The 12,080-nt window shown below is 67.9% G+C and carries 13 protein-coding genes; 8 read left to right on the top strand and 5 right to left on the bottom strand.

Annotation, left to right across the window (positions count from 1 at the left end; all coding sequences use genetic code 11):
• Window positions 1–20 precede the first annotated feature (20 nt).
• Together AB6807_RS26095 and AB6807_RS26090 are read right to left on the bottom strand one after the other, a co-directional pair.
• On the bottom strand, window positions 21–572 hold the full coding sequence (locus AB6807_RS26095) for an NUDIX hydrolase (protein ID WP_371086815.1): 552 nt from the start codon (window positions 570–572) through the stop codon (window positions 21–23).
• A gap of 17 nt (window positions 573–589) precedes the next feature.
• Window positions 590–1,291 (bottom strand): fumarylacetoacetate hydrolase family protein, encoded by a 702-nt coding sequence (locus AB6807_RS26090; RefSeq protein WP_371086814.1) that lies wholly within the window; start codon window positions 1,289–1,291, stop codon window positions 590–592.
• A gap of 163 nt (window positions 1,292–1,454) precedes the next feature.
• Between AB6807_RS26090 and AB6807_RS26085 the strand changes: the two genes are divergently transcribed.
• From AB6807_RS26085 to pgeF, 3 genes are all read left to right on the top strand, one after another.
• Window positions 1,455–2,372 (top strand): tetratricopeptide repeat protein, encoded by a 918-nt coding sequence (locus AB6807_RS26085; RefSeq protein WP_371086813.1) that lies wholly within the window; start codon window positions 1,455–1,457, stop codon window positions 2,370–2,372.
• A gap of 72 nt (window positions 2,373–2,444) precedes the next feature.
• Window positions 2,445–3,083 (top strand): maleylacetoacetate isomerase, encoded by a 639-nt coding sequence (maiA, locus tag AB6807_RS26080; RefSeq protein ID WP_116907155.1) that lies wholly within the window; start codon window positions 2,445–2,447, stop codon window positions 3,081–3,083.
• A 14-nt stretch (window positions 3,084–3,097) separates the two neighbouring features.
• On the top strand, window positions 3,098–3,868 hold the full coding sequence (gene pgeF, locus AB6807_RS26075) for a peptidoglycan editing factor PgeF (RefSeq protein ID WP_371086812.1): 771 nt from the start codon (window positions 3,098–3,100) through the stop codon (window positions 3,866–3,868).
• Here pgeF and AB6807_RS26070 read toward each other — a convergent pair.
• Entirely contained in the window at window positions 3,800–4,144 is a 345-nt protein-coding gene (locus AB6807_RS26070) for a hypothetical protein (protein WP_371086841.1), read from the bottom strand. The two genes, pgeF and AB6807_RS26070, sit on opposite strands and share 69 nt — an antisense overlap.
• Before the next feature lie 125 nt (window positions 4,145–4,269).
• Between AB6807_RS26070 and phaC the strand changes: the two genes are divergently transcribed.
• On the top strand, window positions 4,270–6,060 hold the full coding sequence (gene phaC, locus AB6807_RS26065; RefSeq protein WP_371086811.1) for a class I poly(R)-hydroxyalkanoic acid synthase: 1,791 nt from the start codon (window positions 4,270–4,272) through the stop codon (window positions 6,058–6,060).
• A gap of 52 nt (window positions 6,061–6,112) precedes the next feature.
• A complete protein-coding gene (locus tag AB6807_RS26060) occupies window positions 6,113–7,291 on the top strand; it encodes an acetyl-CoA C-acetyltransferase (RefSeq protein ID WP_116907158.1) in 1,179 nt (392 codons plus the stop codon).
• 54 nt (window positions 7,292–7,345) lie between these two features.
• Here the strand turns inward: AB6807_RS26060 and AB6807_RS26055 are convergent, their stop codons facing one another.
• Window positions 7,346–7,978 carry a glutathione S-transferase family protein gene (locus AB6807_RS26055; RefSeq protein WP_116907159.1) on the bottom strand — a complete coding sequence of 211 codons (633 nt, stop codon included), beginning with the start codon at window positions 7,976–7,978 and terminating at the stop codon, window positions 7,346–7,348.
• A 38-nt stretch (window positions 7,979–8,016) separates the two neighbouring features.
• Here AB6807_RS26055 and yghU point away from each other — a divergent pair, with 38 nt between their 5' ends.
• Together yghU and AB6807_RS26045 are read left to right on the top strand one after the other, a co-directional pair.
• Window positions 8,017–8,901: a glutathione-dependent disulfide-bond oxidoreductase gene (gene yghU / locus AB6807_RS26050; protein WP_371086810.1), complete on the top strand. Its 885-nt coding sequence runs from the start codon at window positions 8,017–8,019 to the stop codon at window positions 8,899–8,901.
• Window positions 8,902–8,985: 84 nt separating this feature from the next.
• Window positions 8,986–9,576 (top strand): NADPH-dependent FMN reductase, encoded by a 591-nt coding sequence (locus AB6807_RS26045; protein ID WP_371086809.1) that lies wholly within the window; start codon window positions 8,986–8,988, stop codon window positions 9,574–9,576.
• Between the two features lie 462 nt (window positions 9,577–10,038).
• Here the strand turns inward: AB6807_RS26045 and AB6807_RS26040 are convergent, their stop codons facing one another.
• A complete protein-coding gene (locus AB6807_RS26040; RefSeq protein WP_371086808.1) occupies window positions 10,039–10,959 on the bottom strand; it encodes a LysR family transcriptional regulator in 921 nt (306 codons plus the stop codon).
• Window positions 10,960–11,078: 119 nt separating this feature from the next.
• Here AB6807_RS26040 and AB6807_RS26035 point away from each other — a divergent pair, with 119 nt between their 5' ends.
• Window positions 11,079–12,059, top strand: a complete 981-nt coding sequence (locus tag AB6807_RS26035) for a tripartite tricarboxylate transporter substrate binding protein (RefSeq protein WP_371086807.1) — start codon at window positions 11,079–11,081, stop codon at window positions 12,057–12,059.
• Window positions 12,060–12,080 lie beyond the last annotated feature (21 nt).

Below are 12,080 nucleotides of genomic sequence, written 5' to 3'. Positions count from 1 at the left end.
AGAAGGCGATCAAGAAGCGATCAGATGATGTCGAAGGCGTGCACGCGGTCGAAGCTGCCGCGGCGGCGGTCCTCGAAATAGCGCTCGAGGGTTTCGCGCACCGTGCGAAAGGCGATCTCGTCCCAGGGAATTTCTTCTTCCGTAAACAGCTTCGCCTCGATGGTCTCGTGGCCGGGGTCGAACTTGTCGTCGAGCAGCCGCGCCCGGTAGAACAGGTGCACCTGGCCCACGCGCACCACGCTGATGACGGAGAAGAGCCCCTCCATTTCGTAGTGGGCGCCGGCCTCTTCGTCGGTCTCGCGGGCCGCGCCCTGGGCGGTGCTTTCCTCGAGCTCCATGAAGCCGGCCGGCAGAGTCCACTTGCCCCAGCGCGGCTCGATGTTGCGCTTGCACAGCAACACCTTCTCGCCCAGCACGGGAATGGTGCCGACCACGTTCAGCGGGTTCTCGTAGTGGATGGTGTGGCAGGCCGGGCAGACGGCGCGCTGCTTGGTGTCGCCGTCGTCCGGCACGCGGTAGACCACCGCGGTGCCGCAGTTCTTGCAATGCTTGATGGGTACGCGCAGGAGCATGGAACCGGCCGCCGTCTTCAGACGATCTTGACGGTCAGCGTGGGCAGGCCCGCGACCTCGCCCACCAGCGTGTCGCCCGCCACCACCGCGGCCACGCCTTCGGGCGTGCCGGTGAAGATCAGGTCGCCGGGCTGCAGCTCCCAGGCGGCCGACAGGTGCTCGATGGTTTCGGCCACGTTCCAGATCAGCTTGCTCACGTTGCTGCGCTGGCGGTCGGTGCCGTTCACCTGCACCGAGATTTCGGCCTTTTCGGCCTCGCCGGCTTGCGCCACGGGAACGATGGGGCCGATGGGCGCGCTCTGCTCGAAGCTCTTGCCGATGTCCCAGGGGCGGCCCTGCTTCTTCATGTCGTTCTGCAGGTCGCGGCGCGTCATGTCCAGGCCGACCGCGTAGCCGTACACGTGCTTGTGCGCGTCTGCCGCTTTGATGTTCTTGCCGCCGGTGCCGATGGCCACGACGAGCTCGATCTCGTGGTGCAGGTTCTTGGTGAGCGTGGGGTAGGCCATGGTGCCGGTCTGGCCGGCATCGACCACCACCAGCGCGTCGGCCGGCTTCATGAAGAAGAAGGGCGGCTCGCGGCCGGTGAAGCCCATTTCCTTGGCGTGATCTTCGTAGTTGCGGCCCACGCAGTAGATGCGGTGCACCGGAAAGCGGGCGGGCTGGCCGGCCACGGGAACCGAAACGGTGGCGGGCGGGGCGAAGACAAACTCGGAAGCCATGGCGACGTGTCCTTTTTCAGCTAAACCTAAGGGGAAGCCGGCAGTGTGCCAGAGGCCCGCGCCGGTTGCCCGCGGGGGTGAGAGCAACTGCCGGCATGGCCGGGGCGCTCACAATATCGGGCCTTCGTGTTTTCCGCTGTCCTTCGTAATTCCCCGTTTCACCATGCCCCTTCGAATCGGCAAAGCCGGCAAAGCCAACGCCCTCAACGAACTCGGTCGCCAGCGCGACGATGAAGGCGACCAGGACGGCGCCCTCCAGGCCTACGCCCAGGCCAGCGCCGTGCACCCGCACTGGGCCGCGCCCTGGTACAACGCCGGCCTCATCCACAAGTACCGCGGCGACTGGGCCGCCTCGCTGCAGGCCAACGCCCGCGCCGTGCAGTGCGAGCCGGGCAACGAAGGCGCGCTGTGGAACCTGGGCATCGCGGCCACCGCGCTGGGCGACTGGGCCACGGCGCGGCGCGCCTGGCGGCAATACGGCATCGGCATTCCCGACGGGGAGGGGCCCGTCGACTACTTCGTCGGCCTCACGCCCATTCGCGTGCATGGCGATGAGGGCACCGAGGTGGTCTGGGCCGACCGCATCGACCCGGCGCGCGCCATCTTGCGCAACGTGCCCACGCCGGCCTGCGGCCACCGCTACGGCGACCTGGTGCTGCACGACGGCGCGGCCAACGGCTACCGCCTGCGCGGCGAGCGCGAGGTGCCGGTGTTCGACGCGCTGGAGCTGATCGCGCCCTCGGCCTACGCGACCTACGAGGTGTCGGTGGAAGGCGCAAGCGCGCAGGACATCGAGGCGCTGGTCGAGCGCTTCAAGGCGGTGGACGCCTTCGCCGAGAACTGGACCGACAGCATGGAAGTGCTGTGCCGCGCCTGCTCCGAAGGGCGCCCCTTCGGCGAGGGCAAGCACAACCACGGGGCCGGCGAGGCGCCCGGTGCGCTCGGGCCGTGGCGCCTGGGCATCGCCGCGCGCGAGGAGGCGGCCGCGCGCCGCGTGCTCGACGAATGGCGGGCGGCCGCGGCGCCGGAGGCCGAGCTGGACGGCTTCCGCCGCGTGCTGGAGGCCGCGCCGCGGTCCTGAAAAACCAGTAGCAACACCTGCTGAAACCCCTTGCCGAAGCCGGCGCGCGACGGCGCTATCCTTGGAAAAATCATGAAGCTGCATAACTATTTCCGCTCCTCCTCCTCGTTCCGCGTGCGCATCGCGCTCAACCTGAAGGGGCTCGACTACGAGTACGTTCCCGTGCACATCGCGCGCGGCGAGCACCGCACCGGCCCTTACTCGGCGCTCTCGGCCGACATGCTGGTGCCGCTGCTGGAAGACGAGGGCGAGCGCTTCTCGCAGTCGCTGGCCATCATGGAATACCTCGACGAGACGCACCCCGAGCCGCCGCTGCTGCCGAGCGACCCGGTGGGCCGCGCCCATGTGCGCGCGCTGGCGCAGTCCATTGCCTGCGAGATCCATCCGCTGAACAACCTGCGCGTGCTCAAGTACCTGGTGAAGGACCTGAAGCTCGACGACGAGGCCAAGAACGCCTGGTACCGCCACTGGGTGCGCGACGGCATGCTGGCCTTCGAGCGCCAGCTGGCGCAGCACCCCGGCGGCACCTTCTGCTACGGCAACACGCCCACGCTGGCCGACTGCTGCCTGGTGCCCCAGGTGTTCAACGGCCGCCGCTTCGACTGCGACTTCAGCGGCCTGCCGCGCAGCATGGCCGCCTTCGAGGCCTGCATGGAACTCGACGCCTTCCAGCGCGCGCAGCCTTCGCAGTCGCCCGACGCGGAAGCCTGAGCAGGGTGAAGGCGATGGACGCGCATTGGCTGGTGCCCGACTGGCCCGCGCCGGCGAACGTGCGCGCCGTGTGCACCACGCGCCACGGGGGGGTGTCGCTGGGCCGCTATGACAGCCTGAACCTCGGCGACCACGTGGGCGACGAGCCCGCGCACGTGGCGCGCAACCGGGCGCTGTTGTGCGAAGCCGTCGGCGCCCAGCCGGTGTTCCTGCAGCAGGTGCACGGCACCGGCGTGGTGGCGCTCGATGCGGCGCAGGACGTGATCAGCGACGGCACCGCCGCCGATGCCTGCACGGCCACCACCGCAGGCCTGGCCTGCACGATCATGGTGGCCGACTGCCTGCCCGTGCTGTTCACCGACGCGGCCGGCCGCCGCGTGGCCGCCGCGCACGCCGGCTGGCGTGGGCTGGCAGGCGGGGTGCTGGAGCAGACGCTGAAGTCCTTCGGGGACGCGGGCGCCGCCGGGGTCATCGCATGGGTGGGGCCCTGCATCGGCCCTAAGGCCTTCGAGGTGGGCGCCGAGGTCAAGGCGGCCTTCGAGGCGCATGCGCCCGAAGCCGCATCGTGCTTTCGCGCTGCCCCGGGCAGCCCCCCCACCGCGGGCAAGTGGCTGGCCGACCTGCCCGCACTGGCGCGCCAGCGGCTGCGCACGGCGGGCGTCTCGTCGATTCATGGCAACGACGGCAGCGACACGTGGTGCACCGTCGGCAACCCGTCACGGTTCTTTTCGCACCGGCGCGACGGCGTCAGCGGGCGCTTCGCCGCGCTGGTCTGGAAGGCCTGAGTCCGCGGGTTTCAGTGCGGCCGGTGCATTGGCCGCTTCTGCTGCCTCTGCCGCCTTGCGCCGGGCGGCTTCCTGCGCCTCGGCCTCGCGCTGCTTGATGGCGCGCCGGCGTCCCGGGCTGCCCATCAGGTAAACCACCAGTGCCACCGGGCCCAATCCGTACAAAAGAAATGTGAAGATGGCGCCCAGCACCGTGCCATTGGTGTTGGTGGCTTCGGCCACGGCCATCATGACGACGACGTACAACCAGCCGATGACGATGAGGTGGATGAACACTCGGAGTTTCAGTTGGTAAATGAACGGCAGGAAAGGGCCGGGGAATGCGTTGTAGGTGCCTTGTGAATGCAGGATACTCAAAACACGCAAGCCATCCGTACCGATTCAGGCGAGGACCAGGAGACATGATGAAGCAACCCACGGGGGCCGATGCGTTCGCGCCCTTTCAGCAGGCACTTTCCGAGGGATGGAGCAAGGCGCTGGCGTCGTTCCAGCAGTCCGCCGCGCAAGGGGCTTCGGCCTTCGAGCCGGGTGGCACGCCGCTGTGGCAACTGCCCCAGATGCCGTCAATGCATGGGCTGCCCGGCGGCATGAAGCTGCCCGAGCTGCCCAAGTTCTCCATCGCGCCCGAAAAGCTCCAGTCCATCCAGCAGCAGTATCTGGCCGAGGCCACCGCGCTGTGGGGCCAGGGCTTCAACGCCAGGCCCGAGGGCGACAAGCGCTTCGCGGCAGATGCGTGGGGCAGCAACCCGCTGTCGGCTTTCTCGGCCGCGGTCTACCTGCTCAACGGGCGCACGCTGCTCAGCATGGCCGAGGCCATCGACGCCGACGAGAAGACCCGGGCGCGCCTGCGCTTCGCGGTCGAGCAATGGATGGCCGCTTCGTCGCCCAGCAACTCGCTCGCCTTCAACGTGGAAGCCCAGAAGAAGGCCATCGACACGCAGGGCGAGAGCATTGCCAAGGGCATCCAGAACCTGCTGCACGACATGAAGCAGGGCCACGTCAGCATGACCGATGAAAGCGCCTTCGAGGTGGGCCGCAATGTGGCCACCACCGAGGGCGCGGTGGTGTTCGAGAACGACTACTTCCAGCTGCTCGAATACAAGCCGCTCACCGCCAAGGTGTACGAGCGGCCGTTCCTGCTGGTGCCGCCTTGCATCAACAAGTTCTACATCCTCGACCTGCAGCCCGAGAACTCGCTCATTCGCTATGCGAACGAGCAGGGCCACCGCGTGTTCGTGGTGAGCTGGCGCAACCCCGATGCGTCGATGGAAAAAGCCACCTGGGACGACTACATCGAGAACGCCGCCATCCAGGCGATCCACACGGTGCAGGACATCACGGCGCCGACCAACAAGTCCGGGCAGATCAACACGCTGGGCTTCTGCGTGGGCGGCACCATCCTGAGCACCGCGCTGGCCGTGCTCGCGGCGCGCGGCGAGCAGCCGGCCGCGTCGGTCACGCTGCTGACCACCTTTCTCGACTTCAGCGACACCGGCATCCTCGACATCTTCGTGGACGAGCCCATGGTGGCCTACCGCGAGATGCAGCTCGGCAAGGGCGGCCTGCTGCCCGGCGGCGACCTGGCCTCGACCTTCAGCTTCCTGCGGCCCAACGACCTGGTGTGGAACTACGTGGTCGGCAACTACCTGAAGGGCGAGACCCCGCCGCCATTCGACCTGCTGTACTGGAACAGCGACGCTACCAACCTGCCGGGCCCGTTCTACGCCTGGTACCTGCGCAACACCTATCACGAGAACAAGCTGGCCAAGCCCAACGCGCTCACCGTGTGCGGCGAGAAGCTCGACCTGGGCAGCATCGACATTCCGGCCTACATCTACGGCTCGCGCGAAGACCACATCGTGCCCATCGGCGGCGCCTACGCGTCCACGCAGCTGCTGCCGGGCAAGAAGCGCTTCGTCATGGGCGCGTCGGGCCACATCGCCGGGGTGATCAACCCGCCGGCCAAGAACAAGCGCAGCCACTGGACGCGCGACGACGGCAAGTTCCCCAAGACCCAGGTCGAATGGCTCGCCGGCGCGAAGGAGCACCCCGGCAGCTGGTGGACCGACTGGGCACAATGGCTCAAGGGCCACGCGGGCAAGCAGGTCGCGGCGCCCAAGGACTATGGCAACGGCAAGGCCTACAAGGCCATCGAGCCGGCCCCCGGCCGCTACGTCAAGGCCAGGGCCTGACGGCGGCGCGCCAGGGCGCAACGGATTTCAAATCACTTCAACGGAGAACCTCATGGAAGACATCGTCATCGTTTCGGCAGCACGCACGGCGGTCGGCAAGTTCGGCGGCTCGCTCGCCGGCATCGCGGCCACCGAGCTGGGCGCCATCGTCATCAAGGAAGTGATTGCGCGTGCCAACCTCACGGCCGACCAGGTCGGCGAGGCCATCATGGGCCAGGTGCTGGCGGCCGGTGCCGGCCAGAACCCCGCGCGCCAGGCGTGGCTGAAGGGCGGCGGCACCAAGGAAACGCCGGCGCTCACCATCAACGCCGTGTGCGGCTCGGGCCTGAAGGCCGTGATGCTGGCGGCCCAGGCCGTGGCCACGGGCGACAGCGAGATCGTCATTGCCGGCGGCCAGGAAAACATGAGCATGGCGCCCCACGTGCTGCCCAACTCGCGCAACGGCCAGCGCATGGGCGACTGGAAGCTGGTCGACACCATGATCGTGGACGGCCTGTGGGACGTCTACAACCAGTACCACATGGGCATCACCGCCGAGAACGTGGCCAAGAAGTTCGGCATCGACCGCGCCGCGCAAGACGAGCTGGCCCTGGGCTCGCAGACCAAGGCCGCCGCCGCGCAGGACGCCGGCAAGTTCAAGGACGAGATCGTCGCCGTGAACATTCCGCAGAAGAAGGGCGACCCGGTCGTCTTCGACAAGGACGAGTTCATCAACCGCAAGACCAGCGCCGAAGGCCTGGCCGGCCTGCGCCCCGCCTTCGACAAGGCCGGCGGCGTGACCGCGGGCAATGCCTCGGGCCTGAACGACGGCGCCGCCGCCGTGATGGTCATGACGGCCAAGAAGGCCGCCGCGCTCGGGCTGAAGCCGCTGGGCCGCATCGCCAGCTACGCCACCGCCGGCCTCGACCCGGCCATCATGGGCATGGGCCCGGTGCCCGCGTCGACCAAGGCGCTGCAGCGCGCCGGCTGGAAGGCCGCCGACCTCGACCTGCTGGAAATCAACGAAGCCTTCGCCGCGCAGGCCTGCGCCGTGAACCGCGAGATGGGCTGGGACGTGAACAAGGTGAACGTGAACGGCGGCGCCATCGCCATCGGCCACCCCATCGGCGCGTCGGGCTGCCGCATCCTGGTGACGCTGCTGCACGAAATGCAGCGCCAGAACGCCAAGAAGGGCATCGCCTCGCTGTGCATCGGCGGCGGCATGGGCGTGGCGCTGACGATCGAACGCTGATCGCCTTGGCGTTGCGGTCGCTGCGGTCGCTGCGGTCGCTGCCGTTGTTGTCGCTCAGCGCGACATCGACGGCCGCAGCGCCATCGCCGCGCGCCAGCGCACGAGCTCGGGGTGCTGCTCCCCGGGCTTGACCCGCACCACGCGCGCGAAATCCACCGCCACCACGGCGGTTATGTCGGCCAGGCTGAAGCGGTCGGCGGCGAGAAACTCCCGCCCGGCCAGTCTCTCGTTCAGCGTCTCGAAGAACTTCTGCACCCGCACCAGCCCGCGCTGCGCGAGCTCGGGAATCTGCGCGTAGTTCACCGGCCCCGGCAGCGCCCGGTCGGCCATGGCGGGCGAGCTGTTGCGCAGCGTTTCGGCGATGGCCATCAGCCCCTCGAATTCCACGCGCCAGTTCCAGCTGGCGACCTCGGCCTTTTCCTGCGGCGTGACGCCCATCAACGCGGGCTCTGGGTAGCGCGCTTCCAGGTAGGCCGCAATGGCCGCGTTGTCGGCCAGCAGCGCGCCTTCTTCGGTGCGCAGCGCGGGCACGGTGCACTGCGGATTGATCTCGCGGTAGGCCGCGCCCAGTTGCTCACCACGGGCGAGGTCGACCTGCACCGTGTCGTGCGCAATGCCCTTCTCGGCAAGCAGGATGCGCGCGCGGCGCGGACTCGGCGCTGTGGCGCAGTCGTAGAGAATGATCATCGTCTGTCGAACTCCTCTGTCCCCTGGGAACTCATCGCATGAATGGCACGACCCCCGATAGCGTCTACACGCCGCCCACCGTCTGGTCCTGGAACAAGGACAACGGCGGGCGTTTCGCGAACATCAATCGCCCGATCGCGGGTGCCACCCAGGACAAGGACCTGCCGGTGGGAAAGCATCCGCTGCAACTCTATTCGCTGGCGACGCCCAACGGCGTGAAAGTGACGGTGATGCTCGAAGAACTGCTGGCGCTGGGCCACGCCGGCGCCGAGTACGACGCCTGGCTGATCCGCATCAACGAGGGCGACCAGTTCACCAGCGGCTTCGTGGCGGTGAACCCGAACTCCAAGATTCCCGCGCTGCTCGACCGCGGCGAGCCCGCGCCGGTGCGCGTGTTCGAGTCGGGCGCCATCCTTCAGTACCTGGCCGAGAAGTTCGGTGCCTTCCTGCCGAGCGAACGCGCGGCCCGCGCCGAATGCCTGTCGTGGCTGTTCTGGCAGATGGGCAGCGCCCCGTACCTGGGCGGCGGCTTCGGCCACTTCTATGCCTACGCGCCCACGAAGATCGAATATGCCATCGACCGTTTCGCCATGGAAGTGAAGCGCCAGCTCGACGTGCTCGACCGCCGCCTGGCCGAGAGCCGCTACCTGGCGGGCAACGAATACACCATCGCCGACATGGCCGTGTGGCCCTGGTACGGCACGCTGGCCAAGGGGCAGCTCTACGAGGCGGGCGTGTTCCTGTCGGTGGGCGAATACAAGAACGTGCTGCGCTGGACCGACGAGATCGCGCAGCGCCCGGCTGTGCAGCGCGGGCGCATGGTCAACCGCACCTGGGGCCAGCCGGACAGCCAGCTGCACGAGCGCCACGACGCGAGCGACTTCGACACCCGCACGCAAGACAAGCTGGCCACGCCTTCCTGAGCAGCGAGCGCGTCGGGCGGCCCGAGCGCCCCGAGCGGCGCGACACGTTCCACCCCCGCCGGTCCCCAGCCCCACGGAGCAACGATGAGCGACAAGATCCTGGTGTTCTACGGTTCGTACCGCTCCGACCGCATGGGCGTGCGGCTGGCCGACTACATCGTCGAGGGGCTGCGCGCGCGTGGCGACGACGCCGAGTTCATCGACGCCAAGGCGGTCGGCCTGCCCATGCTCGACCGCATGTACAAGGAATATCCCAAGGGCACCGCGCCCGCGGCCATGGAAGCGCTGGCCGAGAAGATCCGCACGGCCGACGCCTTCGTGTTCGTCACCGGCGAATACAACTGGGGCCCGCAGCCGGGGCTGAAGAACCTCACCGACCACTTTCTGGAAGAGTGGTTCTGGCGGCCCGCGGCGGTGGCGAGCTACTCGGCGGGGCGCTTCTCGGGCGTGCGCTCGGGCACGGTGTGGCATTCGATCCTGTCCGAGATGGGCATGGTCGTGGTGTCGAGCACGCTGGCCGTCGGGCCCATCTCGCAGACGCTGGACGCCGCCGGCAAGCCGACCGGGCCGGCGGGCGAGTCGCTAAACCGCTCCTTCGGCCGGTTCGCGGACGACCTGGCCTGGTGGACCGAGGCGGCGCGCGCGCAGCGGGCGCGCAAGGCGCCGCCGTACTAGCTGGTGCTGTAAGTCGTTCGACTACAAAAGATGCGCAGCCTCGTGAGGCCTGTTGCATCTTGTTCACCGCTCAAAAATTGAGCAAAGTGTGGAATAGCCATATAAAACAACGACTTATATTCGTTTTACAAGGCTCCACCTCAGTTGTCCCCAAAGTTGTGCACAGAAAGTGGGGACTACACGGGTCAACCCGTGTTTTCGGGCCGAGACCGAGGCTCGGACATCGAAAAATCGGCCAAAACCTAGGGTTTCACCTGATTCGACGGTGTTCAGGCCCTTGAAACTTGTTCACCGCTTAAATTTTGGGCAAAGTGTGGAATCCCTTTATAAAACAACCACTTGCGTTCGTTTTACAAAGCTCCGCCTGAGTTGCCCCCAAAGTTGTACACAGAAAATGGGGATTAACCCGGCTTGTACACACTTGCATAACAACTGCTGAAAAACGGCCTACCCAGGCGCTTTTCATGCTGGCGTGTCAGGCCCGGCTTCCGGCACGGCGTAGTGCCTGCACAGCGTGTCGACCAGCGCCTGCGCGTACACCGGCAAGGCCGCGCGGCTGCGCACCAGCAGGTACCGTTCGCGCACGCACCACGCGTCGGCCAGCTCGATGAGCGCGAGCTGCATGCTCTCCTGGTTGCGCCGCGCGGCCGACTCCGGTACCACCCCGATGCCCACGCCGCTGCCGATCATCCGGCACATGGCGTCGAAGCTGCCGAGCTGGATGCGCAGCTTCTGCCGCCTGCCCAGGTTGTCGGTGATCTGCGCCAGGAAGGCCTGCAGCGTGCTGCCTTGCTGCATGCCGACGGCGTCTTCGTCGAGCGTCTCGGCGAACGCGATGCGCCTGCGCTTGGCGAAGCGGTGCTTGCGCGCGGTGACCAGCACCAGCCGGTCGGTGCTGAAGTGGATCGACTCCAGCCCCAGCGTGTCGACCGCGCCCGCGACGATGCCGATGTCGGCGCGCCCTTCGCGCACACCGCGCGGAATCTGAGCATTCGGTTTTTCCTGAAGGTCGACGTTGATGCGCGGGTTGCGCGCCAGGAAGCCCGGCAGGATCTCGGGCAGGAAGTCGGTCACGGCCGTGGTGTTCGCGAACACGCGCAGGTGACCGCGCAGGCCGCCGCCGTATTCGAGCAGGTCGTCGCGCAGCTGCTCGGTCTGGTGCAGCACCAGCCGCGCATGGTGCAGAAAGGCCTCGCCCGGCGGCAGCAGCCGCACGCCGCGTGCTTCGCGCTGCAGCAGCTGCAGGCCGGCCTGCGCCTCCAGCGCCTTGATGCGCGCGCTGGCCGCGGCCAGCGACAGGTGCTGGCGCTCGGCGGCGCGCGTGAGGTTGCCGAGCTCGGCGGTGGCCACGTACAGGCGCAGGTCGGTCAGGTCGAAAAGCATGGCCGATGGTAGGCGCCGGGAAGGCCCCAGCCTTCGGAATTGCAGAAGGCTGGGTTCCGAATTCGCAGATTGCGCGGGCAGGAAGGGCAAACGACCATGCGGCCATGGAGACACCACACATGAGATTTCGCGCACGCGCACTGCTTGCGTTCGCCGCGGCAGCCACCCTGGCCTGCACCGGCCCGGCACACGCCGACACCTATCCCTCGCGCCCCGTGACCCTCGTGGTCCCGCAGGCCGCCGGCGGCACCAACGACATCGTCGGCCGCCTGGTCGGCCAGAAGCTCGGCGAGGTGATGCACAACGCCAGCGTGGTGGTCGACAACCGCCCCGGTGCGGGCGGCAACATCGGCACGCAGCTGGTGGCCAAGGGCCCGAAGGACGGCTACACGCTGCTCATGACCATCAGCAGCAGCCAGGCCATCAACCCGGCGCTGTACAAGAACCCGGGCTTCGACCCGGTGAAGGACTTCAAACCGGTCGGCCTTGTCGGCGCGGTGCCCAACGTGCTGCTGGTGAACCCCTCGTTCCCGGCGAAGAACTTCGCCGAGTTCCTGAAGCTGGCACGGCAGAAGGGCGCCAACTACCAATACGCCTCCGCTGGCAACGGCACGCTGAACCACCTGCTGGGCGAAATGCTCAACAGCATGGCGGGCATTTCGCTGCAGCACGTGCCGTACAAGGGCGTGGCGCCGGCGCTGAACGACGTGCTGGGCGGCCAGCTGCCGATCGTGTTCGCGAGCCTGCCCTCGGCGCTGGCGCACATCAAGGCCGGCAAGCTGCGCGCGCTGGCCGTGAGCGGCGACAAGCGCTCCGCCGTGCTGCCCGACGTGCCCACCATCGCCGAGGCCGTGCCCGGCTACAACGGCACGCTGTGGATCGGCCTGTTCGCCCCCGCCGGCGTGCCGCCCGAGGTGCTGGCCACCCTGCAGGAGGCCACGCGCAAGGCGCTGGCCTCGAAAGACCTGCGCGACAAGCTCGACCAGCAGGGCGTGGAGATTGCCGCGCCCACCACCCCCGAACAGTTCTCCGCGCTGCTGCATGACGACCTCGCCAAGTGGGCGCGCATCGTCAAGGCCTCTGGCGCCGCGGTCGACTGAATGCACCCCTCTATGCCTCCA

The organism is Variovorax sp. RCC_210 (assembly GCF_041355175.1).
In the GTDB taxonomy this organism is placed as follows: Bacteria; Pseudomonadota; Gammaproteobacteria; order Burkholderiales; family Burkholderiaceae_C; genus Variovorax.
The sequence above is the reverse complement of the archived record's forward strand: the minus strand, read 5'-3'. Positions and strand labels throughout refer to the sequence as shown.

Bases quoted from the DNA above. Each gene is read 5' to 3' on its own strand.
- AB6807_RS26095 (WP_371086815.1), bottom strand. From the start codon at position 572: ATGCTCCTGCGCGTACCCATCAAGCATTGCAAGAACTGCGGCACCGCG.
- AB6807_RS26090 (WP_371086814.1), bottom strand. From the start codon at position 1,291: ATGGCTTCCGAGTTTGTCTTCGCCCCGCCCGCCACCGTTTCGGTTCCC.
- AB6807_RS26085 (WP_371086813.1), top strand. From the start codon at position 1,455: ATGCCCCTTCGAATCGGCAAAGCCGGCAAAGCCAACGCCCTCAACGAA.
- maiA (WP_116907155.1), top strand. From the start codon at position 2,445: ATGAAGCTGCATAACTATTTCCGCTCCTCCTCCTCGTTCCGCGTGCGC.
- pgeF (WP_371086812.1), top strand. From the start codon at position 3,098: ATGGACGCGCATTGGCTGGTGCCCGACTGGCCCGCGCCGGCGAACGTG.
- phaC (WP_371086811.1), top strand. From the start codon at position 4,270: ATGATGAAGCAACCCACGGGGGCCGATGCGTTCGCGCCCTTTCAGCAG.
- AB6807_RS26060 (WP_116907158.1), top strand. From the start codon at position 6,113: ATGGAAGACATCGTCATCGTTTCGGCAGCACGCACGGCGGTCGGCAAG.
- AB6807_RS26055 (WP_116907159.1), bottom strand. From the start codon at position 7,978: ATGATCATTCTCTACGACTGCGCCACAGCGCCGAGTCCGCGCCGCGCG.
- yghU (WP_371086810.1), top strand. From the start codon at position 8,017: ATGAATGGCACGACCCCCGATAGCGTCTACACGCCGCCCACCGTCTGG.
- AB6807_RS26045 (WP_371086809.1), top strand. From the start codon at position 8,986: ATGAGCGACAAGATCCTGGTGTTCTACGGTTCGTACCGCTCCGACCGC.
- AB6807_RS26040 (WP_371086808.1), bottom strand. From the start codon at position 10,959: ATGCTTTTCGACCTGACCGACCTGCGCCTGTACGTGGCCACCGCCGAG.
- AB6807_RS26035 (WP_371086807.1), top strand. From the start codon at position 11,079: ATGAGATTTCGCGCACGCGCACTGCTTGCGTTCGCCGCGGCAGCCACC.